The organism is Nitrosospira lacus (genome assembly GCF_000355765.4).
In the GTDB taxonomy this organism is placed as follows: domain Bacteria; phylum Pseudomonadota; class Gammaproteobacteria; order Burkholderiales; family Nitrosomonadaceae; genus Nitrosospira; species Nitrosospira lacus.
The window spans coordinates 147,996-172,595 of the sequence record NZ_CP021106.3; the positions used below are offsets into that span (position 1 = coordinate 147,996).

Annotated in this window: 22 protein-coding genes; 20 read left to right on the forward strand and 2 right to left on the reverse strand. The window is 52.6% G+C overall.

Annotated features, from left to right (window positions below):
- Nucleotides 1-5 precede the first annotated feature (5 nt).
- The 13 genes from EBAPG3_RS00660 (at nucleotide 6) to EBAPG3_RS00720 (ending at nucleotide 13,776) form a co-directional block, all read left to right on the forward strand.
- On the forward strand, nucleotides 6-1,091 hold the full coding sequence (locus EBAPG3_RS00660) for a rhomboid family intramembrane serine protease (RefSeq protein ID WP_004180624.1): 1,086 nt from the start codon (nucleotides 6-8) through the stop codon (nucleotides 1,089-1,091).
- Nucleotides 1,092-1,335: 244 nt separating this feature from the next.
- Nucleotides 1,336-4,170, forward strand: coding sequence for a ribonucleoside-diphosphate reductase subunit alpha (locus EBAPG3_RS00665; RefSeq protein WP_004180627.1), 2,835 nt, complete (start codon nucleotides 1,336-1,338; stop codon nucleotides 4,168-4,170).
- A 30-nt stretch (nucleotides 4,171-4,200) separates the two neighbouring features.
- Complete coding sequence (locus EBAPG3_RS00670; protein WP_004180629.1) at nucleotides 4,201-5,367, forward strand: ribonucleotide-diphosphate reductase subunit beta; 1,167 nt, start codon at nucleotides 4,201-4,203, stop codon at nucleotides 5,365-5,367.
- Between the two features lie 317 nt (nucleotides 5,368-5,684).
- Entirely contained in the window at nucleotides 5,685-6,272 is a 588-nt protein-coding gene (locus EBAPG3_RS00675; protein WP_004180631.1) for a hypothetical protein, read from the forward strand.
- 349 nt (nucleotides 6,273-6,621) lie between these two features.
- Nucleotides 6,622-6,900: a hypothetical protein gene (locus tag EBAPG3_RS00680; protein WP_004180632.1), complete on the forward strand. Its 279-nt coding sequence runs from the start codon at nucleotides 6,622-6,624 to the stop codon at nucleotides 6,898-6,900.
- Between the two features lie 412 nt (nucleotides 6,901-7,312).
- Nucleotides 7,313-8,701: a class II fumarate hydratase gene (gene fumC, locus EBAPG3_RS00685; RefSeq protein WP_004180634.1), complete on the forward strand. Its 1,389-nt coding sequence runs from the start codon at nucleotides 7,313-7,315 to the stop codon at nucleotides 8,699-8,701.
- Nucleotides 8,702-9,029: 328 nt separating this feature from the next.
- Nucleotides 9,030-9,284: a hypothetical protein gene (locus EBAPG3_RS00690; protein ID WP_004180635.1), complete on the forward strand. Its 255-nt coding sequence runs from the start codon at nucleotides 9,030-9,032 to the stop codon at nucleotides 9,282-9,284.
- Nucleotides 9,281-10,471 (forward strand): patatin-like phospholipase family protein, encoded by a 1,191-nt coding sequence (locus EBAPG3_RS00695; RefSeq protein ID WP_004180636.1) that lies wholly within the window; start codon nucleotides 9,281-9,283, stop codon nucleotides 10,469-10,471. Before EBAPG3_RS00690 ends, EBAPG3_RS00695 begins: the two co-directional genes overlap by 4 nt.
- Nucleotides 10,472-10,555: 84 nt before the next feature.
- Nucleotides 10,556-11,284, forward strand: coding sequence for a TerC family protein (locus EBAPG3_RS00700; protein ID WP_004180637.1), 729 nt, complete (start codon nucleotides 10,556-10,558; stop codon nucleotides 11,282-11,284).
- Nucleotides 11,285-11,403: 119 nt separating this feature from the next.
- Complete coding sequence (locus tag EBAPG3_RS00705; protein ID WP_004180639.1) at nucleotides 11,404-11,829, forward strand: universal stress protein; 426 nt, start codon at nucleotides 11,404-11,406, stop codon at nucleotides 11,827-11,829.
- A gap of 88 nt (nucleotides 11,830-11,917) precedes the next feature.
- Nucleotides 11,918-12,406, forward strand: coding sequence for a pilin (locus EBAPG3_RS00710; RefSeq protein WP_004180641.1), 489 nt, complete (start codon nucleotides 11,918-11,920; stop codon nucleotides 12,404-12,406).
- Between the two features lie 372 nt (nucleotides 12,407-12,778).
- Complete coding sequence (locus tag EBAPG3_RS00715; RefSeq protein ID WP_004180653.1) at nucleotides 12,779-13,228, forward strand: hypothetical protein; 450 nt, start codon at nucleotides 12,779-12,781, stop codon at nucleotides 13,226-13,228.
- A gap of 272 nt (nucleotides 13,229-13,500) precedes the next feature.
- Nucleotides 13,501-13,776, forward strand: a complete 276-nt coding sequence (locus EBAPG3_RS00720) for a hypothetical protein (protein ID WP_004180654.1) — start codon at nucleotides 13,501-13,503, stop codon at nucleotides 13,774-13,776.
- Nucleotides 13,777-14,008: 232 nt separating this feature from the next.
- Here the strand turns inward: EBAPG3_RS00720 and EBAPG3_RS00725 are convergent, their stop codons facing one another.
- On the reverse strand, nucleotides 14,009-14,470 hold the full coding sequence (locus EBAPG3_RS00725) for a hypothetical protein (protein ID WP_004180656.1): 462 nt from the start codon (nucleotides 14,468-14,470) through the stop codon (nucleotides 14,009-14,011).
- A 212-nt stretch (nucleotides 14,471-14,682) separates the two neighbouring features.
- Between EBAPG3_RS00725 and EBAPG3_RS00730 the strand changes: the two genes are divergently transcribed.
- The 7 genes from EBAPG3_RS00730 to EBAPG3_RS00760 all read left to right on the forward strand — a co-directional run bounded on the left by EBAPG3_RS00730 (nucleotide 14,683) and on the right by EBAPG3_RS00760 (nucleotide 21,758).
- Entirely contained in the window at nucleotides 14,683-15,243 is a 561-nt protein-coding gene (locus EBAPG3_RS00730) for a YqgE/AlgH family protein (RefSeq protein WP_040853196.1), read from the forward strand.
- 67 nt (nucleotides 15,244-15,310) lie between these two features.
- The gene (gene ruvX, locus EBAPG3_RS00735) at nucleotides 15,311-15,790 is read left to right on the forward strand and encodes a Holliday junction resolvase RuvX (RefSeq protein WP_004180660.1); all 480 of its coding nucleotides are present in this window, start codon (nucleotides 15,311-15,313) and stop codon (nucleotides 15,788-15,790) included.
- Nucleotides 15,777-16,286 carry a bifunctional pyr operon transcriptional regulator/uracil phosphoribosyltransferase PyrR gene (gene pyrR, locus EBAPG3_RS00740; RefSeq protein ID WP_004180663.1) on the forward strand — a complete coding sequence of 170 codons (510 nt, stop codon included), beginning with the start codon at nucleotides 15,777-15,779 and terminating at the stop codon, nucleotides 16,284-16,286. The genes ruvX and pyrR overlap by 14 nt, the downstream gene beginning before the upstream one ends.
- Nucleotides 16,283-17,230: an aspartate carbamoyltransferase catalytic subunit gene (locus EBAPG3_RS00745; protein ID WP_004180665.1), complete on the forward strand. Its 948-nt coding sequence runs from the start codon at nucleotides 16,283-16,285 to the stop codon at nucleotides 17,228-17,230. The genes pyrR and EBAPG3_RS00745 overlap by 4 nt, the downstream gene beginning before the upstream one ends.
- A gap of 131 nt (nucleotides 17,231-17,361) precedes the next feature.
- Nucleotides 17,362-18,636: a dihydroorotase gene (locus EBAPG3_RS00750; protein ID WP_040853130.1), complete on the forward strand. Its 1,275-nt coding sequence runs from the start codon at nucleotides 17,362-17,364 to the stop codon at nucleotides 18,634-18,636.
- 53 nt (nucleotides 18,637-18,689) lie between these two features.
- Complete coding sequence (locus EBAPG3_RS00755) at nucleotides 18,690-20,765, forward strand: M3 family metallopeptidase (RefSeq protein WP_004180669.1); 2,076 nt, start codon at nucleotides 18,690-18,692, stop codon at nucleotides 20,763-20,765.
- 438 nt (nucleotides 20,766-21,203) lie between these two features.
- Nucleotides 21,204-21,758 (forward strand): cytochrome P460 family protein, encoded by a 555-nt coding sequence (locus EBAPG3_RS00760; protein ID WP_004180672.1) that lies wholly within the window; start codon nucleotides 21,204-21,206, stop codon nucleotides 21,756-21,758.
- A 55-nt stretch (nucleotides 21,759-21,813) separates the two neighbouring features.
- On the opposite strand, the gene secA is transcribed toward EBAPG3_RS00760, so the two are convergent.
- Nucleotides 21,814-24,552 (reverse strand): preprotein translocase subunit SecA, encoded by a 2,739-nt coding sequence (gene secA, locus EBAPG3_RS00765; protein WP_004180674.1) that lies wholly within the window; start codon nucleotides 24,550-24,552, stop codon nucleotides 21,814-21,816.
- Nucleotides 24,553-24,600 lie beyond the last annotated feature (48 nt).

Below are 24,600 nucleotides of genomic sequence, written 5' to 3' on the forward strand. Positions count from 1 at the left end.
GCCCCATGCTGTCTCTCCATGATCTTCTTTACCAGCGAACGCCCCGGGTGCCCGTAACGAAACTGCTGGTAGGCATCAATCTGCTGGTTTTCGTGGCGATGCTCGCCGGAGGCGCCGGCCTGTGGCATTCATCCAATAGCGTGCAACTGGCCTGGGGAGCGAATTTTGGCCCGGCTACCCAGGATGGGGAATGGTGGCGGCTCGGTAGCGCCATGTTCCTCCATTTCGGCGCCGTGCATCTGACGCTGAATCTCTGGGCACTCTGGGATGGAGGACAACTGGTTGAGCGCATGTATGGGCACGTTCGTTTTGCCGGCATTTATTTTATTAGTGGACTGACCGGTAATCTGCTATCGCTGGTCGCGCATCGAGGACTGGCCGTGTCCGGCGGTGCGTCAGGCGCCATTTTTGGCCTGTATGGCGCACTGCTGATATTTCTCTGGCGCGAACGGCACAATCTTCATCCCCAGGAATTCCGCTGGTTTTTCTGGGGAGCTTCCGGTTTTACGGCAGCCACCCTTATTCTCGGTTTTCTAATTACCGGTATCGACAATGCCGCACATATAGGCGGTTTCTTGACCGGAATGCTGGCTGGAATAATACTTGCCCGGCCAGTAAGCGGAGCCAAACAGGCATCGGGCCGCAGCCGCCTGCTCGCGGGAAGCGCTTTTGCATTGGCTGTTGTCCTCCTGATCAGCCAGATTCCGGTGCGGACCTACCGATGGAGCGAAGAGGTGTTGGCACGCAAAGAGATTGGGGAATTTTTGCGTGACGATATGGCGATCAGCCAAGCGTGGCAGGGCATACTTGATGAGGGCAACCGTGGCGGCATCTCATTCGATGAGCTTGCCGGACGCATCGATACAGCAGTTGGAGATCGTTACGAAGAGAGCTTTGAGCAACTTTCCCACCTCCCCCCCAATCCTGCCCTGCCTTCCGCCGCGACAGTGGAAATGCTGCGCCATTATGCCGAGCTCCGCAGGGATGCCTCGCGCGCCTTGGCGGAAGGCTTGCGCGCCCACAAGCCGGAACAGATTCGCGATGCCCTCGAAATGGCAAAACAGGCGCGGCAACTATCTCAGCCAGACTGACTCGGCCTGATGGAGCTGCTCAGCGTAGATGGGCAACTTCACAATGCCATGGGCACTCATCCAATATTCAATCTCGAGAAAAATTTTGACACACATCAAAAAATATTGCACTATGGCATGACGCACTAGTAATAGTAAATTGTGCCGGACAGGAATACTAGATGTAGTGGTTTTGTTGGTGCCACAGCATCCAACTTCAGTCAATGGAAAGCATGCATTTCCCGTACCGATGAGGAGAATCCATATGCAGCTTGTAACAGACAATACAACCCACCCGGCAGTACCCGGGTACGATTTTTCTTCAGCCCTCCCCATGCCGGATTCTCGCTATTCCCAATACAAGATCATTCGCCGCAATGGCTCCGTTGTCGCATTCGAGCCGAATAAGATTTCCATCGCCATGACCAAGGCATTCATCGCCGTCAACGGCGGTCAAGGCGTGGCTTCCGCCAGGGTTCGCGAAGTGGTGGCACGACTGACAGATGATGTGGTCAATGCGTTGATTCGCCGCCAGCCCACAGGCGGTACTTTTCATATCGAGGATATCCAGGATCAGGTAGAGCTGGCATTAATGCGCTCCGGTGAGCACGATGTGGCGCGCTCTTATGTGCTTTACCGCGAAGACCGTGCGCGCAAGCGGGCAAAACAGAAGGAAATGGCGGTGGTGGAAGTGCCGGCCAATATTCTGAATGTAGTGGAAAATGGGCGTAAATTCCCGCTTGACACAGCGCAACTGCTGTCGCTGATCGAATCTTCCTGCGCGAATTTGGGTGAGGGGGTAAACGCCACGCTGATACTTAAAGCCACGTTGAAAGACCTGTACGACGGGGTGCCAGTGGAAGAGGTAAGAAAATCGGTTGTCCTGTCGGCACGCGCATTAATCGAGAAAGAGCCCGCCTACAGCTACGTCACCGCGCGCCTGTTGTTGCATACCATTCGTTTCGAGGTACTGGGCGAAGAAGTCATACAGCAGGACATGGTGGATCGCTACGCGGACTATTTCCCCGATTTCATTAAACGCGGTATCGAGGCTGAATTGCTGGATGAGCGCCTGGCGCAGTTTGATCTGCCGCGTTTGGCCAGGACACTGGATGCCGGCCGCGACCTCAAATTCGGTTATCTCGGTTTGCAGACTTTGTATGACCGCTATTTCCTGCATGTGCAGGACCGGCGCATCGAGTTGCCGCAGGCTTTCTTCATGCGTGTAGCGATGGGGCTTGCGCTGAACGAAGTTGACCGCGAGGCACGCGCCATAGAGTTCTACCACGTGCTGTCAAATTTCGATTTCATGAGTTCTACCCCAACCCTGTTTAATTCAGGCACCCGCCGCCCGCAATTATCCTCGTGTTATCTCACCACGGTGGCAGATAATCTCGATGGCATTTACGAGGCAATCAAGGAAAACGCGTTGCTTGCCAAGTATGCCGGCGGACTCGGAAATGACTGGACGCCAGTGCGGGCGATGGGTTCGCGTATCAAGGGTACCAATGGCAAATCACAGGGGGTGGTACCGTTTCTTAAAGTGGTATCCGATACCGCGGTAGCGGTGAACCAAGGCGGTAAGCGCAAGGGTGCGGTTTGCTCTTATCTGGAATCATGGCATCTGGATATCGAGGAATTTCTGGAGTTGCGCAAGAACACGGGGGATGACCGCCGCCGCACCCATGATATGAATACCGCTACCTGGGTTCCGGACCTGTTCATGAAGCGGGTAATGGAAGGGGGCGAATGGACACTTTTTTCACCCTCCGACGTGCCTGATCTGCATGAAAAATTTGGCAAACAGTTTGAGCAGGCCTACCTTGCCTACGAGGAAAAGGTCGCGCGTGGGGAGTTGAGTCTGCACAAGAAAATTCCCGCGCAGCAATTATGGCGCAAAATGCTCAGCATGCTGTTTGAAACAGGACACCCATGGATCACCTTCAAAGACCCATGCAATATCCGCTCGCCGCAAAACCACGCCGGTGTGGTACACAGCTCCAATCTCTGTACGGAGATAACACTGAATACCAATGATCATGAAATCGCGGTATGCAATCTCGGTTCGGTCAATCTGGCGGCCCATATCAATGACGGTGAGCTTGACGCCGGCAAGCTCAAGCGTACTGTCAGCACCGCCATGCGCATGCTCGACAACGTAATCGATATAAATTTCTATGCCGTCCCCAAGGCACGCAATTCAAACCTCAGGCACCGTCCGGTGGGGCTGGGCATTATGGGCTTCCAGGATTGCCTGCACAGGCTGCGCGTTCCTTACGCCTCGCAAGAGGCAGTGGAATTCGCCGATCATGCAATGGAAGCGGTCGCCTACCATGCCTATTGGGCTTCCACTGAATTGGCCGAGGAGCGGGGCCGTTATGCTTCTTATCGCGGAAGCCTGTGGGATCGCGGCATACTGCCGCAGGATACTCTCGATCTATTGCGTGAGGAACGGGGAGGTTATGTCGATGTGGACATGTCGGCCACCCTGGAATGGGATGCGTTGCGTGAACGCATAAAAAAGCATGGCATGCGCAATTCCAATTGCCTTGCGATTGCACCCACCGCCACCATTTCCAATATCATTGGCGTATCCGCCAGTATCGAGCCGACCTTTCAGAATCTTTACGTCAAGTCCAACTTGTCGGGAGAATTCACCATGGCTGGCGAACAGCTGGTAAACGACTTGAAAAAACTTGGACTCTGGGACGAAGTCATGATTTCCGATCTCAAGTATTTTGATGGCGCCTTAAGCAAGATCGACCGGGTACCAGCTGATATTCGCAGACTTTACGCCACCGCCTTCGAGATCGATCCCCAGTGGTTGATCGAAGCGGCGTCACGGCGGCAGAAATGGATTGACCAGGCGCAATCACTCAACATTTATATAGCGGGCGTTTCGGGCAAAAAGCTGGATGAAACCTATAAACTGGCGTGGCTGCGCGGTCTGAAAACAACCTATTACTTGCGCTCTCTGGGAGCGACATCGGCGGAAAAATCCACGGTTGAAGCCGGCACCTTGAACGCAGTCCCCGCAGAGGGAAACATGACCGCGATGAGTTGCGCCATTGATAATCCCGAGTGCGAGTCATGTCAATAATTCAAGGTATCGGAAATAAAGGAGAAGGTTATGCTGACATTTGAGGACGAGACAGTGCAGTCAGGAATACCGGGCGCATCCGGGCTGAACCTGCACGCTTCCAATTGCTTGACGGATATCAGGAGTCCTGAGATGGCAAACGGCAAGAAGGATGAGCATTATGCCGCCGTCAATGTTAATCGACGCTTGTCAGTGGAGGACAAGCGGATTATCAATTGCAAGGCGGATGTCAACCAGCTGGTGCCGTTCAAATACAAGTGGGCATGGGAGAAGTATCTTGCCGCCTGCGCTAACCACTGGATGCCGCAGGAAATCAATATGAGCCGCGACATCGCCCTCTGGAAAGATCCCGAGGGACTGACTGAGGACGAACGCCGCCTGGTTAAACGTAACTTGGGTTTCTTTGTTACCGCTGATTCGCTGGCCGCCAACAATATCGTACTCGGCACCTACCGCCACATCACCAATCCGGAATGCCGTCAATACCTCTTGCGCCAGGCATTCGAAGAGGCGATTCATACACATGCCTATCAGTATATCGTCGAATCGCTGGGGCTGAACGAAGGGGAGATTTTCAACGCCTATCATGAAGTGACGTCAATCCGCGAAAAGGACGAATTCCTGATTCCGTTCATTGACACGCTCACCGATCCCGCATTCAAGACCGGTACGCCCGAGACGGATCAGAAACTGCTAAGGAGCTTGATCGTATTCGCTTGCATCATGGAAGGATTGTTCTTCTATGTGGGTTTTACGCAAATCCTGGCGCTGGGGAGGCAAAATAAAATGACCGGTGCGGCGGAACAATATCAATACATCCTGCGGGATGAGTCCATGCACTGCAACTTCGGTATAGATGTCATTAACCAGATCAAAATGGAGAACCCGCATCTATGGACCAAGGAATTCCGTGGTGAAATCAGCTCACTGATGCAAAAAGCCGTGGAGCTCGAATACCGTTATGCGGAAGACACCATGCCGCGCGGAGTTCTGGGAATGAACGCGCCGATGTTCAAGGAATACTTGCGCTACATCGCAAACCGCCGCTGCCAGCAGATCGGTCTGGACATACTCTATCCGGGAGCGAACAATCCTTTCCCGTGGATGTCGGAAATGATTGATCTGAAGAAGGAGAAAAACTTTTTTGAAACTCGCGTTACCGAGTACCAGACCGGCGGTGCGCTAAGCTGGGATTAGGCGAAGAAATAAAATCCATGCGTCACGCCTTTTATCCATCTATGACGCTTTCAACATATGACCAGATTTCGTCAATAGTATATTTATATGAACTGTATGGCACCCGTGTCATGAAAAGATGATATCAACCTGAGTTCCGGCACACTTGAGGATTCTCTTGCAAACAGGGCCAAAAAAGCCATGCTGCATAAAACGAACTGCCGCCCGATTGGGTAAATGCGGCTCAATTTATCCGCTGACCCGTAATCGTGCATGGAGCGGTAGGTGTAGTAACGTAGTGAGTTGTAATCCCCTGTAACTTTTATCTGGAGGTTGAAATGGCAACTACCAAGAAACCCGCAGCAAAAAAACCTGCCGACAAGAAATCCGCGTCTGTGAAAAAGCCGGCAACCGAAAAAGAAGTGTCCGCAAAAAAAGAGGTATCCATAAAAAAATCAGCAACCAAGAAACCTGGCGAGAAGAAAGCCGAGAAGAAGGTTGAAAAAAAAGCTGACAAGAAGGCTGAGAAAAATGTCGAGAAGAAGGCGGAAAAGAAAACCACGACTTCAACTAAAAAATCGGCGTTAACGACAAAAGCGCCAGCCAAGAAAACTGCTCCCACAAAAAAAGTAGTGGCGAAAGAGGAAGCTCCAACCAAAACTACGGCGGCAAAAAAACCGGTGGAGAAAAAAACCGCCGCTTCAGCTAAAAAACCGGCAGCAAAGAAAGATGCCCCCGCCAAGAAATCTGCTCCAGCCACGAAAAGCGGAGCCAAGGCATCTACGGGAGAAAAGGCTTCGATCAAGAAACCCGCCGCTGAGAAAAAGACCTCTACCAAGAAAACAGCAGAAAAGTCCACAACTACATCCGGCACAGCAGGCCCTGCTTCCAGCTGGCCGTTTCCCCTTTCGGGATCACGCTCTTAAGCTTGGCAATACCTCTGCGGAGCAGTCTATTTTCTTCCCGGATATAGGCTATTCCGCAGATTTTACTATAGAGACTGGTTTCCTTAAGGAGCCGGGGGCATTTTAGTCCCTATCGCAATAATAAACATACCCACTCGTGTTGGTCTCCAGACCGGCTATTTTCCATTTTGGGCTTGAGAACCAATGTCCTCCAGAGTTTTTCCTTTCCGCCATGACGGAGTTCATCCTGACCCGACTGTCGATCCAAGGTGAGTTTACGCAGCAGCGAATATATACGCTGGTAAAATTTGACAGACGAGGTTAACATTAACGCTGACTTAAACCGATAAATCGTTTTGTGAGGGTAGTCATGGCTTATACAATTCCACAAACGTCACGCGACTACGACACCACACGTGTTGTCGAACGTCCCGATGGTTTTTATTGGCATGATGAGAACGAGAGTGAGAAGGTCTTCGGCCCCTTTCCCACCTTGCTCGAAGCCATTCAGGATATGGAATATAACGCTGAATCCGATTATGAGCCGGGGGAGACCCTGGAACAGGCGGAAGACGAGATTGGCATATCCGGCTGGATCGATCAGGAAACGGGGGAGCCAAGCGAAGAATCATTCCGTCATGACAATTAATCCAGATGGTCAATCCTGCATGCTTTGATCGACATCCGGTGCTTCTCCGGAAAATCCGGAGGCATGCATCGTTCAGGCCAGCGGAAGCACATGCGACAGTGAACAATGAGTCTCTAAAAAGACGAGTTGAGTCGTTGGCCAGGATCCCATGCGGCTGACGCGACGTATTAACACCCCATCCTATCCTCAAGCATTAAGCCGAAATCCGGTAGCCGACAGCTCATTTTTTCAGTTTAATGCCATGATCGACAAAAACTCTCTGCGTCACTTGAGCTTCACCTTTATGGTGAGCCTGCCATTCCTGCCAGATTGAGATTAAATCCGAATCCGGTTCGGTAAGACAGGCATTGCTTTGGCGCCGCAGTAATCGGAATATGAGCCGCCTTTTTTATTTCTTTAGCCAAAGATCTCCATGAGCCACCGCGAAGAACAAGACACCATGGGCACGGTGCAGGTGCCAGCCACCGCGCTCTGGGGTGCGCAGACACAACGTTCCTTGCAGAACTTCAGAATTTCCGGTGAAACTATGCCAAGTGCATTGATTCACGCGCTTGCGCTGGTGAAACGCGTCGCGGCGAGCGTGAATCGCGATCTGGGTCTGCTCGATGCGCATAAAGCCGATGCCATCATTCATGCCGCCGATGAGGTGATCGAGGGGCGTCACGAAACGGAATTCCCTCTCGTGGTGTGGCAGACAGGTTCGGGAACGCAAACTAATATGAACATGAATGAGGTTCTGGCGAACCGTGCCTCCGAATTGCTTGGCAGCGGACGGGGCGTTGAACGCAAAATTCATCCAAATGATGATGTGAACATGGGACAGTCATCCAACGATGTTTTTCCGTCAGCCATGCATGTGGCGGCAGCTCGTTCTATCCATCATCAATTGAAACCCGCCATTGGCGCGCTACGGCAGACCTTTGCCGCCAAAGTCGAGGAATTTTCCGGTATCGTCAAAATTGGCCGTACACATTTGCAGGATGCGACACCCCTGACGTTGGGGCAGGAATTCTCGGGATATGTTTCGCAGCTGGATCACGGGTTAGCACATGTGGATGCGTCGCTTCCGCATTTATATGAGCTGGCCCTGGGTGGCACTGCCGTGGGTACAGGCTTGAATACTCATCCTGAATTCGCTGCCCGGACGGCAGCAGAATTGGCAAGATTGACGGAACTGCCATTTATCACCGCATTCAATAAGTTTGAGGCGCTTGCCGCCAATGATGCACTGGTTCATGCACACGGCGCACTGAAAACGCTGGCTGCATCCTTGATGAAAATCGCCAACGACATCCGCTGGCTCGCGTCGGGACCTCGCTGCGGCATCGGTGAACTGAAAATCCCTGAAAACGAACCCGGCAGTTCCATTATGCCAGGCAAGGTCAACCCCACTCAATCCGAGGCGGTAACCATGCTTTGTTGCCAGGTGATGGGCAACGATGTGGCGATCAACATGGGGGGAGCAATGGGTAATTTTGAGCTTAATGTCATGAAGCCGCTCATCATTCACAATTTTCTGCAAAGTGTGCGCCTGCTCTCGGATGGAATGATGAGTTTCAATGACCATTGCGCAAGCGGAATAACCGCCAATATCGAACATATCGACAAACTGATGCGTAATTCCTTGATGCTGGTGACCGCGCTTGCCCCTCACATCGGCTACAACAAGGCCGCGGAGATTGCCAAGAAGGCGCACCGCGAGGGTACCACGTTAAAAGTAGCCGCAATTGCGTCGGGCCATGTTACAGCGAATCAATACGACACCTGGATCAGGCCGGAAGATATGACCGGAAGCAAGTAATCCGGAATAATCCAAATCCTCCATTTGATCTTCCCTTCCCCCTCCCATACCACTTCCACTTGCTTCTTGTTGACTGACCCTCCATTGGCTGACTGCGCTTATTGCTCATCCCCTGGCGGGCAGCCTGATGGATCTGACTTGTTGCAGTATCATTTCATACGCACTACACTGGCTGAGTCCTGAACCCGGCGGTGGATCGCTCATTTGTCATGCGTTTTCCAGCCCGATGACCTGATCCTAAATCCACAAAGACTTTTACATCAACTAATTTTTACCTTTTGATATGTTCGCCGCCACCACCGGATCTGGACTAACAGGATAAAAACCCATGCCCCACATGCTAAAAGAACAGGAAATTTCCATGCTGCGCGCCGAAATCGAAATGTTGATAAGCGAGCGTCAGAGTCTTCTCAAAACGACTGGTGCGGCCGCAGTATTTATCGCCAATCTGGACAGTGACGCGCTGCCGGAAGGCACATATGAAGCAGCTGAGATGTTGTCCAACTGTCTGAATGATCTTCCGGAGGAAACCTTGCGGGATGCGCTGGAAAAGGTAAGAGCGGAACTGGCCGCTGGTGAATGAGTTTAATACATCTGCCATCTTCACCTAAGGTCGGGCTTGTTCTGACCGGGGGTGGCGCTCGCGCCGCCTATCAGGTTGGAGTATTGCAAGCCATCGCTGCCATGTTGCCGGAAAAAACGCGTAATCCCTTTCCCGTAATTTGCGGCACCTCCGCTGGCGCGGTAAATGCCGCCAGCGTTGCCCTTTCCGCACGAAATTTTCATGAAGGGGTGCGCCTGCTATCGGCGGTGTGGGAAAATGCCCATGTCAATCAGGCTTATCGCTCCGATCCCATCGGCGTTTTTGGAAATGTCGCGCGCTTGCTGTCTTCCCTGCTGTTTGGCGGACTGTCAAAGCGCACCCCAGTCTCGATGCTGGACAGTTCGCCACTATCCCAGCTGCTGGACCGTAGTTTGCCGCTTCACGGCATTCAGCGGAGCATCGAGACAGGCGCTTTGCACGCCTTGGGTATTACCGCTTGGGGCTATACCTCTGGCCAATCAGTTACGTTTTATGAGGGGGCGAAAAACATAGTACCCTGGAAGCGAGAACGCCGTATCGGTGTTGCGGCGCGCATCGGCGTCGAACATCTGATGGCATCTTCCGCGATCCCGATTCTTTTCCCGGCAATAAGAGTCAATCGGGAATATTTCGGTGATGGCTCCATGCGCCAGCTGGCACCCATCAGCCCGGCGCTGCATCTCGGCGCGGAACGTGTGCTGGTAATAGGCGTACGCAAGACTGCCGAAACGCAACCAGAGCGCGTTACCGTGGACAGCTATCCGACACTGGCGCAAATTGGGGGCCACATCATGGGCAGTATTTTCCTTGATAGCCTGGACCTTGATCTGGAACGCTTGCAACGCATTAACAATACGCTCCGAATGATTCCGGACGAAAAGCTGAAAGATAACAGCATGCCGCTGCGTCAGGTGAAATCCATGGTCATTTCTCCCAGCGTGGAAATCAATACCATTGCGGAACACCACGCCCATACGCTGCCCCGCACCATACGTCTTTTTTATCGCGCCATTGGAGCACTGAGGCGCGATGGCTCATCGCTTCTGAGCTATGTTCTGTTTGAAGAGCCCTTTTGTCGCGCATTGATCGACTTGGGTTACCGGGACACCATGCCCCTCGGACCCCAGATTTTGCAATTTATCGGAGCTGAGACAAGCGAGCCGACGGACGCTGGTATAATTCGGTAACGATCCTGTCACGGCCCAATCCCCGGATGGGCGCTAACGTTCTTATCCGGCATTCACAAACCGTCATTTTTTCAGGAATTATTTATGGATATCGCAAATCCGCAATTCTGGATCGCGGTATTGCAGATTATCGCTATTGATATTGTGCTGGGCGGAGACAATGCGGTGGTTATTGCGCTCGCATGCCGGCGGCTGCCGGAGAAGCAACGTAATCTGGGAATTTTCTGGGGGGTATTCGGCGCCATCGGTCTGCGAGTCATTTTGATCTTTTTTGCCCTTTCGTTGCTTGCGATTCCATTTCTGAAAATAATCGCCGCGTTGCTGCTGTTATGGATCGGCATCAAGCTGCTTCAGCCTGAACCGGATAGTAACGGACACCAGGTTGACGCCAGCACCACACTGATGGGTGCAATTAAAACCATTATTATCGCCGATGCCGTAATGAGTCTCGATAACGTAATCGCCATTGCCGGCGCAGCCAAAGATAGTATTGGTCTGGTGATTTTTGGTTTGGTGGTGAGCGTGCCCATTATTGTCTGGGGCAGCAAATTGGTGATGAAACTCATGGATCGCTTTCCCATCGTCATTGTCATAGGTGCGGGCCTGCTTGGCTGGATAGCGGGAGATATGAGCGTTACCGACGCCATCACCCGGGAATGGGTAAATGCCAATGCTGCCTTTTTGCATTGGCTGGTTCCTGCCGGCGGCGTGCTGCTGGTAGTGGTTATTGGCAAATGGCTTGCTGCAAGAACACAGGCGAAAATGGCGCCTATTGTGGATCTGGCGGATGACATAAACAAACCATTATCCTGAATCCGGCAGCTGCGGGCGAACCAAAAAACAAGTAACAGACGAGCTAAAAATGAGCGCGGTCAACTGCCGGGTTGGAATTTCGCTGCCGTGAATATAACTGCCGCATAAAGGGAGATACAATGTTGAAATTCCTGCTGCCCGTGGATGGCTCTGAGGCTTCCAATAAAGCGGTTACCAAACTCATCAGACTGCTCGATTGGTACAAGGAAGTGCCGGCAATCCACCTGCTGAACGTGCAATTCCCGCAGCACGGGAATGTAGCCCTGTTTATCGACAAAAAGAGCATTGACCTGTATCACCAGGAAGAAGGCATGAAGGGGTTGCAATCCGCACGGGACCTGCTGGACCAGGCGGGAATCGCCTGTGAGTTCCACATCACGGTGGGCAGCCCGGAAGAAATGATTACCCGCTATGCCAGAGAGATGGGGTTCGACCAGATAGTCATCGGACCGCGCGGGCTCGGCGGGGTGAAAGGCTTGCTGCTAGGTTCCGTAGCCAGCAAGGTAATGCAGCTTTCGACCGTACCCGTGTTACTGATCAAATGAAAATGTAGCCCAGTCCGGCACAACTACCGGATTCGGTTTAATGCCCGTATTAAAGTGTATGGATGTCAATCAAAGGAGTTTTATCACGATGGAGCGGGATCAAAAAGGTTTAACTTTGATCGAAACAATGATGATGTTCGCCATTATCGGTATTCTGGCGACGATAGCTATTCCACCAGCATATCAGCTTTATGAGGATTCCGTGGCGCGGGATCAGGTAACGGAAGCACTCAGTCTCCTGCAAAGCGTGGAATCCCCTGTTGCCGGATTTTATTCCGATAAGGGAAGATGGCCGACGAAGCCGGAGTTTGATAGCTTGGTGGCGACCCGGACAGGCCGATATGTCGCCAGTCTCACGCCTTTAGCGTTGACTTCCGGTTTTCAGGTCACGGCAGCGTTCAAAAATAACGGGGTGAGCAAAGGCCTTTTGAACGAAGGTACCGGCAGAACCCTAGTGGTCGCGACAAAAGATGGCGTGCAGTGGATTTGCAACGATAATACCAATCCCGCGACCGGAGTTCCCGGTCTTGTGCCGGGAAACATACTACCTCAACATCGCCCCGCTGTTTGCAAGTAGCATGAGATGAGTACGATTGCGAATAGTGGAACCGGGGTTTGGGCAAATAGCTGGAGCCAAGTGGGTGGTAATCCAATCATTTTCACGTAACGGTATTCCTGACGCACTGCAGCATGGTTGGCTAAAATCCATTTATGGGACAATTGACCTAACCCTTTAAAGCTTATAATCTCCATATGACCATTTGCTCCTGTCAGGTGAGCCGCGCCGCATCTTGAATCGATTCATCAGAGTTTAACCGCCGCCTCTGCCCTTGGCTGAGTTCAAAAGAGATGGCGAGGGAATAAGAAAAAAACAGGATAGGAAACAGGATGAAGGGTACGATACCCATCCTTAAGCCTGCAATACAACCGGAAACCCGGAAAGGAATACATGAACGAATACACCGACCAGATATCCGGATATTTTAACCAGGTACCCATGTGGCCCTTGGTTTTACTCGCTGTGGCAATCGTTTTCTCGGGAATATACGAATTATTCCACCGCAGGCAACGTGCTCATGCCATCGATGATTTTCGCTCAGCTATTCTCTCTACGCTCTCCGGTCTGTATCCTGAACCCACCAACTGGCCTAAAAGCATAGATACCTATCTTTGCGCCCGGTTGCCTGTCATGCAGGAAATCATCGATGATTTCAAACCCACCGTTCGCCAGGAAAGCCTCCCGGCTTACAACAGGGATTGGGATAACTATTACCAGTTCTGCCGCGCTGAAATAACTGACGATAAATGCACCGCAGCGGAGTTGAATCCTGGCACTGAGCCCGATCCCAAAAAAAAATTTCACACGCTTGTCTCGAATCTTTTACGACACGCAAACTGAATTCTTGATCAAATTTTGACCGGGGATTCATTTAGCTATAGTATAAATGTTGTCTATCAAACTTGGCATTGCGTCCGCAAGAACCCGGCAGGACCAGCTAAAAATTTAGCTAGCAGTTTTTCTTATTGGGGCGGTAAGTTTCGATACCTGTCAACCATTGGCCATACGCTACACTGGTGTAATTAAAAAAACAGGGGATATACAGGAGTGGGAGAATCACAGAACCGCGTTTTATTTACCAATTAATACCGTACTGAACTTTGGAGAAAAAAATGAACAAACTGTTATCGATACTGATCGCAATGATCTTTGCCGCAGCCTTCAGTTTTAACGCCGCAGCCGAAAAGCATGATAGTCATGGTGCTCACGGTTCGCATTCATCAAAAGCCCACGGCAACAAAGTACACGCCGAGAAAGATGAAGCCCATGCAAAGAAGGCACGTGAGCATGCCGAAAAAGATGAAGCTCATGCGAAGAAGGCACGTGAGCATGCCGAAAAAGATGAAGCTCATGCCAAGGATGCAAAGACAAGCGCCGAGAAAAAATAATCCCGGCTCGTTTCCTACCCACAGAAAGGCAGGACTATCCCCTGCCTTTTTTATCGCGCTATTTTCCAATTCTTGAGAAAATCAGGAGCGGCTGCGGAACCAATAGCCGCTTAACCCGAATCCGGGACTTGGGCAGGGCGAGCCCCCCACAAGGGCGAAAGCCAATAACATAAGCAATTTTTATGAATCATGACGCTAACTGAAAAAAGAACGATCAACCGCTGGGTCAGGCTTAAAGCTCCTGCCTGGCAAATGCCTTGTATGTACCAGCCATTGAAATTCCAAACACGATATGCGCAAGGATCGTAATCCAATCGCGGGCCTCCCAGAACCAGGGGAAAATGAGCGTTAAGCCATACATGTTTATCCCATACAGGATCAGCCCGAAAATAGAGCCCGCGAGCAATGACAACGCCATTTCCAGACGTGAAATCAAACATGCCAGAATCAGGCTGTAGGTAATAGAAATTGCAAAATGAATCAGCGTGGCGACCATCATCACGGTCCAGTCGAAAGTGGCGGGCGGCGGCAAGATCTCCCGCCCCATAAGGATTGCTGCAGTCAGGCGCGCATCCCTGTATAACATCCAGGGCAGCGCATCCAGGAAAGCCCACCAGAGAAAGAGTTGTATTGCAGTGGCTAATGTTCCTGCGACAATACCCGCACCGACCGCGGCAGCCCAGTTCAATGACATAGGTCACCAGACAAGAGAATTGGTAAAGTCCCGCATAATTGCCGCTGTGGCAATTGTGTATTCCAGAGCTCCTTCAAAACGTACTGCTGGAAACCGATTCGTTCTACAATGATAACTAGTCAGGTGGTTTGATGGGAATAAGCATTGAGACTCATTCGGTCAAATCAGGATTCCGGGAGATACGCAATAACCAGCATGCGGTCGATAACTTTATGCAAAGCGTTGATTTAACAAATCATTTTCTGATCGCGATGCCTGCCATGGCAGATCCTTTCTTTTCCAAGACGCTCACATATATCTGTGAGCATAATGAACAGGGCGCATTGGGTCTGGTGGTTAACCGGCCCATTGACCTCACGCTGAAAGATCTCTTCGATCAACTCGGTATTTCTTCTGATGATGAGGCTGCTGGGGGGTTGCAGATAATGTTCGGTGGACCCGTACAGCTGGATCGCGGTTTCGTGCTGCATCAGCCAGTGGGCGACTGGCAATCCACCATGATAGTGAATCAAGAAGTTGGGCTTACCACATCACTGGATATTTTGCGGGCCATTGCGAGCGGCGACAGTCCCAAACGGATAATGGTTGCCCTCGGCTATTCCGGATGGGCACCTGGTCAGATAGAACATGAGCTGTCCCAGAATGCCTGGCTCACAGTGCCCGCATCGCCTACCATCATATTCGAGCTTCCGTCCGAAGAGCGGCTGACTGCGGCGATGCACTCGCTGGGAATAGATTTCTCAAGCCTGTCGGACGAGGTGGGACATTCCTGAAATTGACCTAAATGGGCGGCCGCCTGCCGAAGCAGGTTTAGTTTTTCATCAGCGGATGCCCGCAACCATGCAAATACAGACAACACAGCACTTGTCACCGGATATCGGAAGCAGCCATCGTCCCATAGGGGCAATTCTGGCTTTTGATTTTGGTAAAAGGCGCATCGGTGTGGCGGTAGGTGACCTGGAGCTGGGTTTGGCGCACCCGCTTGCCACGATTAGCGACGAGACCACGGTGCGGCGTTTCGAAACTATCGCCAGCCTCATTGCGGAATGGCGGCCAGTCCTGCTGGTGGTGGGCCTACCCACTTATACCGATGGCGCGGAACACGAACTGACCCGGTTGAGCCGACGTTTCGCGCGGCGTCTCGAGGGCCGCTTTGGCATTAAGGCTGTGTTGGTGGATGAACGCTACACTTCGGTCAGTGCCGGCGCTGCATTACGGGAAGCGGGTGTCAAAAAAAAGAAACGGAAACCTGTACTTGATCAGGTGGCGGCACAACTGATATTGCAATCCTATTTCGACGGCCAAGATGCAGCTACCTGATGCAGAACAACTGCTCGTCAGCCTGACCGGCGCGATAAAGCCTGACGTTACCGCAAGCACCGCGCTGGTGGGAATATATACGGGAGGCGTATGGCTGGCGGAACGGCTGCACCAGGAGCTGGGGCTTGCGCTTCCCCTGGGTACTCTGGATGTTTCGTTCTATCGCGATGATTTTGGTCAAATCGGCCTGCACCCGCAGGTCAAGCCTTCGGATATCCCGTTCGAGGTGGAAGGCAGCCATATCATCCTGATAGATGATGTACTCTATACCGGCCGCACTATTCGCGCCGCCATCAACGAGTTATTCGACTATGGGCGCCCGACAAGCATCCGTCTCGCGGCATTGGTGGATCGGGGCGGCAGAGAGCTCCCGATTGCCGCCAAGTATGTCGGTGCAACACTTGCCCTACCGTCGGATAAAATGCTGGCGCTGGAAAAGGATATGGATGGAAAACTGGGTTTGAGCCTATACAACAAAAATTCTCCGGAACAATGAGCTACAATCCGCAACTGAACAAGCATGGGGAATTGCAACACCTTCTGACCACCGAGGGGCTACCCGCCTCCATTCTGCTTCACATACTGGATACCGCCGAATCCTTTGTCGGAGTTACCGAACGCGATATCAAAAAAGTGCCCCTGCTGCGGGGTAAGTCCATATTCAATTTATTCTTCGAACCCAGCACGCGCACTCGCACCACGTTCGAAATCGCGGCAAAACGACTTTCGGCAGATGTAGTAAATCTTAATATCGCGGCTTCCTCGCAAACAAAAGGCGAGACACTGCTGGATACGGTCGATAATCTCTCCGCCATGCATGCCGACATGTTTGTAGTGCGTCATTCACAAAGCGGAGCAGCGCATTTGATAGCACACCATGTGCGACCCGAAATTCATGTTATCAATGCTGGGGATGGCCGGCATGCGCACCCCACTCAGGGATTACTGGATATGTTTACCATCCGCCATTACAAGAGCGATTTCCATAATCTGCGGGTGGCCATCGTCGGCGACATCCTGCACTCGCGGGTGGCACGCTCCCAGATTCATGCGCTTACCACACTGGGCGTACCGGAGGTGCGCGTCATTGCGCCTAAAACCCTGTTGCCCGCCAAGGTTGAGCGGCTTGGCGTACATGTTTATCACGAAATGGAGCGAGGGTTGAAGGATGTGGATGTGTTGCTGATGCTGCGCCTGCAGAATGAACGCATGCTGAGCGCACGCCTTCCCAGCACGGAAGAATACTTCAAGTATTATGGGCTTACGCAGGAAAAACTGTCCCTGGCGAAGCGCGATGCCATTGTGCTGCATCCGGGACCGATGAATCGTGGTGTGGAAATCGATTCCGCGGTAGCCGACGGCGGACAGTCGGTGATTCTGCCGCAAGTCACATTCGGCATCGCGGTGCGAATGGCCGTGATGTCGATCCTGGCCGGGTAACTAGTCGTCCCGCAGGCGGCTGCACTTATGGGATTACGAGCATGATTAATAAAGATATCTTGTGTCATCCAAGCCCTATGTCTTGGGTGAGTCCGCTATCTTCCAGCTGCCGGACTTAGATTAAAAGCAGCATGAAACTCCTTATTAAAAACGGCCGCGTTGTAGATCCCGGAAACGGGATCGACGCCATCATGGACGTATTCGTCGCCGCCGGTAAAATTGTCGGCATGGGCGCGGCCCCGGCTGGCTTCCACGCCAATCGTGAAATAAATGCGAAGGACTTGGTGGTGTGTCCCGGTCTGGTGGATCTGTCCGCGCGCCTGCGCGAGCCGGGTTTTGAGTATAAGGCTACGCTGGAATCCGAAATGGAAGCGGCTGTAGCGGGCGGTATCACCAGCCTGGCATGCTCGCCGGACACAGATCCACCGCTGGACGAACCGGGGCTGGTGGAAATGCTGAAGCATCGTGCCAGAAGCCTCAACCAGGCCCATGTCTATCCCATCGGAGCGCTCACTCAAGGCCTGCAGGGAGAAAGGCTCACGGAAATGGCTGAATTACGCGACGCGGGCTGCGTTGCTTTTGGCCAGTCAGATATGCCGCTTACCAACGCGCGAGTCATGATGCATGCGATGCAATACGCTTCCACCTTCGGCTTCGGAGTATGGCTGCGTCCGCAGGATGCGAGTCTCGCCGACGGTGGCGTGGCCCATGACGGCGAAGTGGCGACACGGTTGGGCCTGCCAGCGGTTTCCGTATGCGCGGAAACCGTAGCCTTATCAAATATTATTCTGATGGCGAGGGAGACAGGCGCTGCCGTGCACTTGTGCAGAATCTCCAGTGCGGAAGGTGTTGCCATGGTGCGGGCGGCGAGGCTGCAAGGTCTGCCGGTTACCTGTGATGTGACGGCCAATCACATCCATCTCTCGGAAATGGATATCGGGTTTTTTGATTCCAATTGCCATCTCGTTCCTCCGTTGCGGGGATTAAGTGATCGGAATGCGCTACGCGCGGGCCTGTTGGACGGCACGATAGACGCGATATGTTCCGACCACACGCCCGTGGACGACGATGCCAAGCTATTACCCTTTGGTGAGGCTGAAGCGGGTGCCACCGGCCTGGAGTTGTTGTTGCCGCTGACCTTGAAATGGGCAATGGAGATGAAGATTCCATTGGCTGCAGCGGTGGCCAGGATTACCGTGGAGCCGGCCCGGATACTGGGTATAGATGCGGGTCACCTATCTCCCGGCACCGCCGCTGATCTGTGTATTTTTGACCCTGATCAATACTGGAAGGTAGAAGCGGCAGCACTCAAAAGCCAGGGCAAAAATACGCCGTTTCTGGGTATGGAACTACAAGGCAGAGTAAAATATACCTTGGTTAACGGCAACATTGTGCATCAAGGCTAACGCAGCCTGCAGCCAGATATCCTCCCACATCTGTAATCACTATTTGGAACATCATGACAAACCCTCTGCTGGATTTTTCCGGACTCCCGCGCTTCGCGGATATTCGAACCGAACATATCACTCCGGCGGTAACGCTACTGCTTGCTGATAACCGCGCCATCATTGCCAGGATACGTGATGATACCGCCATGCCCACCTGGCGGAATTTCGTGCAACCGTTGGATGATGCCAACGAGCGCCTGTCTCGTGCCTGGGGCCAGGTAGCGCATTTGAACGCCGTGGTGAACAGCCCGGAATTACGCGAAATATATAACGCCAATCTGCCGTACGTAACTCAGTATTATGCGGAATTGAGTCAGGATCCGGCGTTATTCGAGAAATTCAAGCAGCTCCGCAATGGTTCGGAATTTGAAAGCCTGAATCGTGCGCGAAAAAAAATTGTCGAGAACGAGTTACGGGATTTCCGTTTGGGCGGAGCGGAGCTCCAGTCACAGGAAAAAAAACGTTTTCTCGAGATCCAGGAAGAGCTGTCGGCGCTTTCTTCCAGATTCAACGATAACCTGCTGGATGCCACCAACAGTTTTATGCTGCATGTGGAGAATGCGGACGAGTTATCCGGTATCCCCGCGGACGTACTGGAAACGGCAAGGGAAACCGCCGCAAAAGAGGGTACGCCAGGCTGGAAATTCACATTGCACGCCCCTTCTTATATGCCCATCATGCAGTATGCGGACAATCGGGCACTACGCGAGAAAATGTATCATGCCTATTCCACCCGCGCGAGCGAGCTGGGCAAAGTGGAGTGGAACAATACGCCGTTGATCAGCAAGATACTTGAGCTGCGCGAGGAAGAGGCGCGGATGCTCGGATTTGAGTGCTACGCCGAGGCGTCGCTCGTGACAAAAATGGCTTCGACCCCAAAACAGGTACTGGATTTTCTGGGTGAGCTTGCCACCAAGGCCAGACCTTACGCTGAACGCGATCTGGAAGAATTGTCCCGGTTTGCGGCCGGCAAGCTACAGTTGGGAAAATTGGAGGCATGGGATCTGGCTTATGCCAGTGAGAAGCTGCGCCTTGACCGCTATGCGTTCTCCGAGCAGGAAGTAAAGCAATATTTCCCTGAAAGCAGTGTACTGCGGGGCATGTTCGCGCTGGTGGAGAATCTCTATGGCATTGTTATTTCCCCGCCGCCGGAGGCGGCCGGTATTCAGCTCTGGCACCCTGATGTAAAGTTTTTTATGATAAGGGATTCTGAAGGAAACCTGATCGGGCAATTCTATCTTGACCTCTATGCGCGTCCCGGCAAGCGTGGCGGAGGATGGATGGATGACGCCATCAATCGCCGCCGGATCGGAACCGGGGAACTCAGCATCCAGGCGCCTGTGGCGTATCTCACATGCAATTTCTCCGCACCCGTGCCCTTGAACGGACAAATTCGCCCTGCCCTGTTTACTCATGACGAAGTCATTACGCTATTCCATGAATTCGGTCATGGCCTCCATCATCTTCTTACCCAGGTTGAAGACCTGGGTGTGTCCGGGATCAATGGCGTGGAGTGGGATGCGGTGGAACTGCCCAGTCAATTCATGGAAAACTTTTGCTGGGAACGTGAAGTGCTGATGAACATGACAAACCATGTGGATACGGGCGAGCCTATTCCACGGGTGCTTTTCGACAAAATGCTGGCCGCAAGGAACTTTCAGAGCGGTCTTCAAATGCTTCGCCAGATAGAATTTGCACTGTTTGATATGCGGCTGCATTCTGATTTCAACCCGCGGGGGAAGAAAACGGTACAGCAATTACTGGATGAGATTCGCGCACGGGTTGCGGTCGTCATTCCGCCGCCATTTAATCGCTTCCCCAACAGCTTCTCGCATATCTTTGGCGGGGGTTATGCGGCGGGATATTACAGCTACAAATGGGCGGAAGTTTTGTCCGCCGACGCATACAGCCTGTTTGAGGAAAGCAATGACGGGGAACTAATCAATGCCAAAACCGGCGCCCGCTTCCGGAATGAAATTCTCGCCGTCGGCGGAAGCCGTCCGGCGCTGGAATCGTTCATCGCATTCCGCGGGCGTGGGCCAAAAATTGATGCGCTGCTGCGCCACCATGGTATGGCGGAAGCATGAAATGCCACGCGGAATGTGGCGTCCCCTCACTCCCCTTGCGAAGCAAATCTGCATAAAAAAGCGCCCCCGCAAAGCGGGCGCAACAATTATCAGGCAAGGCGCCGCATGACCGGATTTTCATGTGGCGCGATGCGCTTTGCTTATCGCGTCCTGCATCTTGACTGACTGCGTCATATAGCAAAAAAATCCGGGCAGACGCACGAGGGGGGCGCAGGGACCGGCGCGGAACAAATACGGATGGCAGCGTGTATTAATCCTTGCAACGACATCTGTCCAACGCTAGTATAGTAAAGGCATTCCGGCACACACAATTCAAGTCCGTAATATAAATATTCATGCAAATTCCTTTCTGTCATTTACGGACTCAATGGGGAAACCATCGGTCAAAGTGATGGAAGAAAGGTGATTAAATCCCGCTCGACAACAGGAGAAAACCAGATGAAATATGTTAAATGGGTTGCCACAGCCACGATATTGACTACGGTACTGATGGGTTGCGCGCAGACGCCTCCCGCGCCCCAGGCCCAGAAATACAAAGATGGCGAATTACCCGTTCCCGCGAATTACAAGGGCTGGCCTAAATTTTTGTCTGAAATCCAGCGCGCCGATACTAAACAGGTCCGCGAAATCTATATTAACCCTATCGGGCATAGCACAAAAATGGGCGAGGCTTTCCCCAACGGTACTATTTCTGTAATGGAAATCTACAAGGCGCGTGAAGCCGCGGATGGCACGCCGCTGAAGGGTGCCGATGGCAAGTTTGTCAAAGGCGACCTGCTGAAAGTGGCCGTAATGGGCAAAGGTGCCGGCTGGGGCGAAAGCGTAATGCCTCCCGATCTCAGGAATGGCGACTGGATATACGCCATGTATATGGCGGATGGAAAAACGAAGGCACCGGATGATACCGTCACCTGCCGTGCCTGTCATCTACCGCTGACAGACAAGGATTATATTTTCCGCTATGACGAGTATTTTCAGAAGCGAATAAACTAATACGCGGATACGCGATGATTCATTTACGCTCGGCTGCCTCAATCAGCGAGCGCAATTAACTCAGTTTGCCGTGGCATTGTTTATACTTCTTTCCTGATCCGCATGGACATGGATCGTTGCGGCCGACCTTCCCGCCCTGGCGTACAAATGGTTGATGTTTTTCCAGGCGCTGTTCGTCACGACCTTCGTGATCGCCCGCCTCATCCAGCGCCTCCTCGTAAGCCGCATGGTGATACTGGACATTCACTGGCGCCTGCTGTGTTTCCGCTACCGCTTCCACCTGCTGCTCACTTCTGATCTGAACGGTCATGAGTACCCGGGTGACCTCTGTCTTGATCTCTTCAAGCATGGAAGTAAATAGCTCAAAGGCCTCGCGTTTGTATTCCTGCTTGGGATTTTTCTGTGCATACCCCCGCAAATGAATACCCTGACGCAGATGATCGAGCGCCGCGAGATGCTCCCGCCAGTGGGTGTCGAGGCTTTGCAGCATCACTGCCCTCTCGTATTGATGCATAACGTTGACGCCGACCTGATCTACTTTTGCGGAATAATGTTCCTGCGCTATCCCGGTGATGCGCTGGTGAAGACTTTCTTCATGCAGGTCAGGTTCTTTCTCCAGCCACTCCCGTAACGGTAACTGCAACTGATATTCGGCAGCCAATGCCTTTTCCAGTCCCGGTATATCCCACTGCTCCTCGACGCTTTGCGGCGGCACATAGAGGGCGATAAGACCGCCCAGCACGTCCCCGCGCATGGCGGTGACCGTCTCTGAAATATCCTGAGACTCGAGAAGTTCGTTACGCTGCTCATAGATCACCTTGCGCTGATCGTTGGCAACATCATCGTATTCCAGCAATTGTTTGCGCATGTCGAAATTACGGGCTTCCACCTTGCGCTGGGCATTTTCAATGGCGCGAGTAACCCAGGGGTGCTCAATGGCCTCGCCCTCCGGCATGTTGAGCTTCTGCATGATGTTTGCCACACGATCCGATGCGAAAATGCGCAGAAGCGGATCCTCCAGCGAAAGATAGAAACGGCTGGAACCGGGGTCTCCCTGGCGGCCGGAGCGGCCGCGCAACTGGTTATCCACGCGCCGGGATTCATGCCGTTCGGTGCCGATGATATGGAGGCCCCCTTGCTTCAGCACTTCCTCGTGAAGCCGCTGCCATTCCTCCTGCAATTCCGCGGTACGCTCAAGCTTCGCAGGTTCGCTCATGGTTTCGTCGGTACGGATGCGCTCGAGCTCCGGCTCCGGATTGCCTCCCAGCACAATGTCAGTACCTCTGCCCGCCATATTGGTGGCAATGGTAACCATCTTCGGGCGCCCTGCCTGGGTGACGATCTCCGCTTCTCTTGCATGCTGTTTGGCATTGAGTACCTGATGCGGCAACTGCTCCTGAGTAAGTAATCCGGACAGCAGCTCATTGTTCTCGATAGAGGTGGTTCCGACCAGAACAGGTTGCCCCCTCTCATAGCAGTCTTTGATATCCGCGATGATGGCACGATTCTTCTCGTCCATGGTGCGGAATACCTGATCCATGCGATCATTACGTATCATGGGACGATGGGTTGGAATGATCACCGTTTCCAATCCGTAAATCTGCTGAAACTCGTAAGCCTCGGTATCGGCCGTACCCGTCATGCCCGCCAATTTGTGATACATGCGGAAATAATTCTGAAAAGTGATCGAGGCCAGTGTCTGATTCTCTTTCTGGATCGGGACACCCTCTTTTGCTTCCACCGCCTGATGCAATCCTTCCGACCAGCGCCTGCCTGACATCAGCCGTCCGGTAAACTCATCGACGATGACGACTTCGCCGTCCTGCACCACATAATGCTGGTCACGAAGAAATAAGGCATGGGCACGCAGTCCCGCGTAAAGATGATGAACGAGGTTGATATTGGCGGGATCGTATAGGCTGGTGCCCGGCGTCAGCAGTCCGCTCTGGGCAAGCAGTTTTTCCGCATGCTCAAAACCCGCCTCGCTCAATAGCACCTGCTGGGATTTTTCATCCACGCTAAAATCGCCGGGGTGCTTCTCTGTTTCCTGGCGGACAAGCTTTGGAATTAGCACATTCATACGCAAATAGACGTCGGTGCTGCCTTCCGCCTGGCCAGATATGATCAGCGGAGTGCGCGCCTCGTCAATCAGAATGGAATCCACTTCGTCAACGATGGCATAATTGAGTAACCGCTGAACACGCTCGACAGGGTGATTCACCATATTGTCGCGCAGGTAATCAAACCCATATTCGTTGTTGGTGCCATAGGTAATGCCGGCGGCGTAGGCGGCCTGCTTGTCGCCGTGGTCCATTTGGGAAAGAATCACGCCGACGCTGATACCGAGGAATTGATAGATGCGTCCCATCCACTCCGCATCCCGCTTGGCGAGATAGTCATTCACTGTCACCAGATGAACGCCTTTGTCGGCCAGTGCATTGAGGTAGGCAGGCAAGGTCGCCATCAACGTTTTTCCTTCGCCTGTACGCATCTCGGCGATTTTTCCGCTATGCAGCACCATGCCGCCAATCAACTGTACGTCAAAATGCCGCATTCCGAGTATGCGTTTGCTGGTCTCGCGCACCACGGCAAACACCTCCGGCAACAATGCATCGAGCGTTGCGCCATCGGCAATGCGTTGCCTGAACTCATCGGTCTTGGCGCGTAACTCAGCGTCAGTCAGGGATGCTATCCTGGCTTCCAGCGCGTTGATCGTTCCCACAGCCTGGAAATACTGTTTGATCAGCCGGTCATTTCGGCTTCCGAAGACCTTCTTGAGCAGATTGTTCAGCATGAAATCTCGAAAAAATTCTATTTAAACAAACGTCCAAAAAATAAGGGG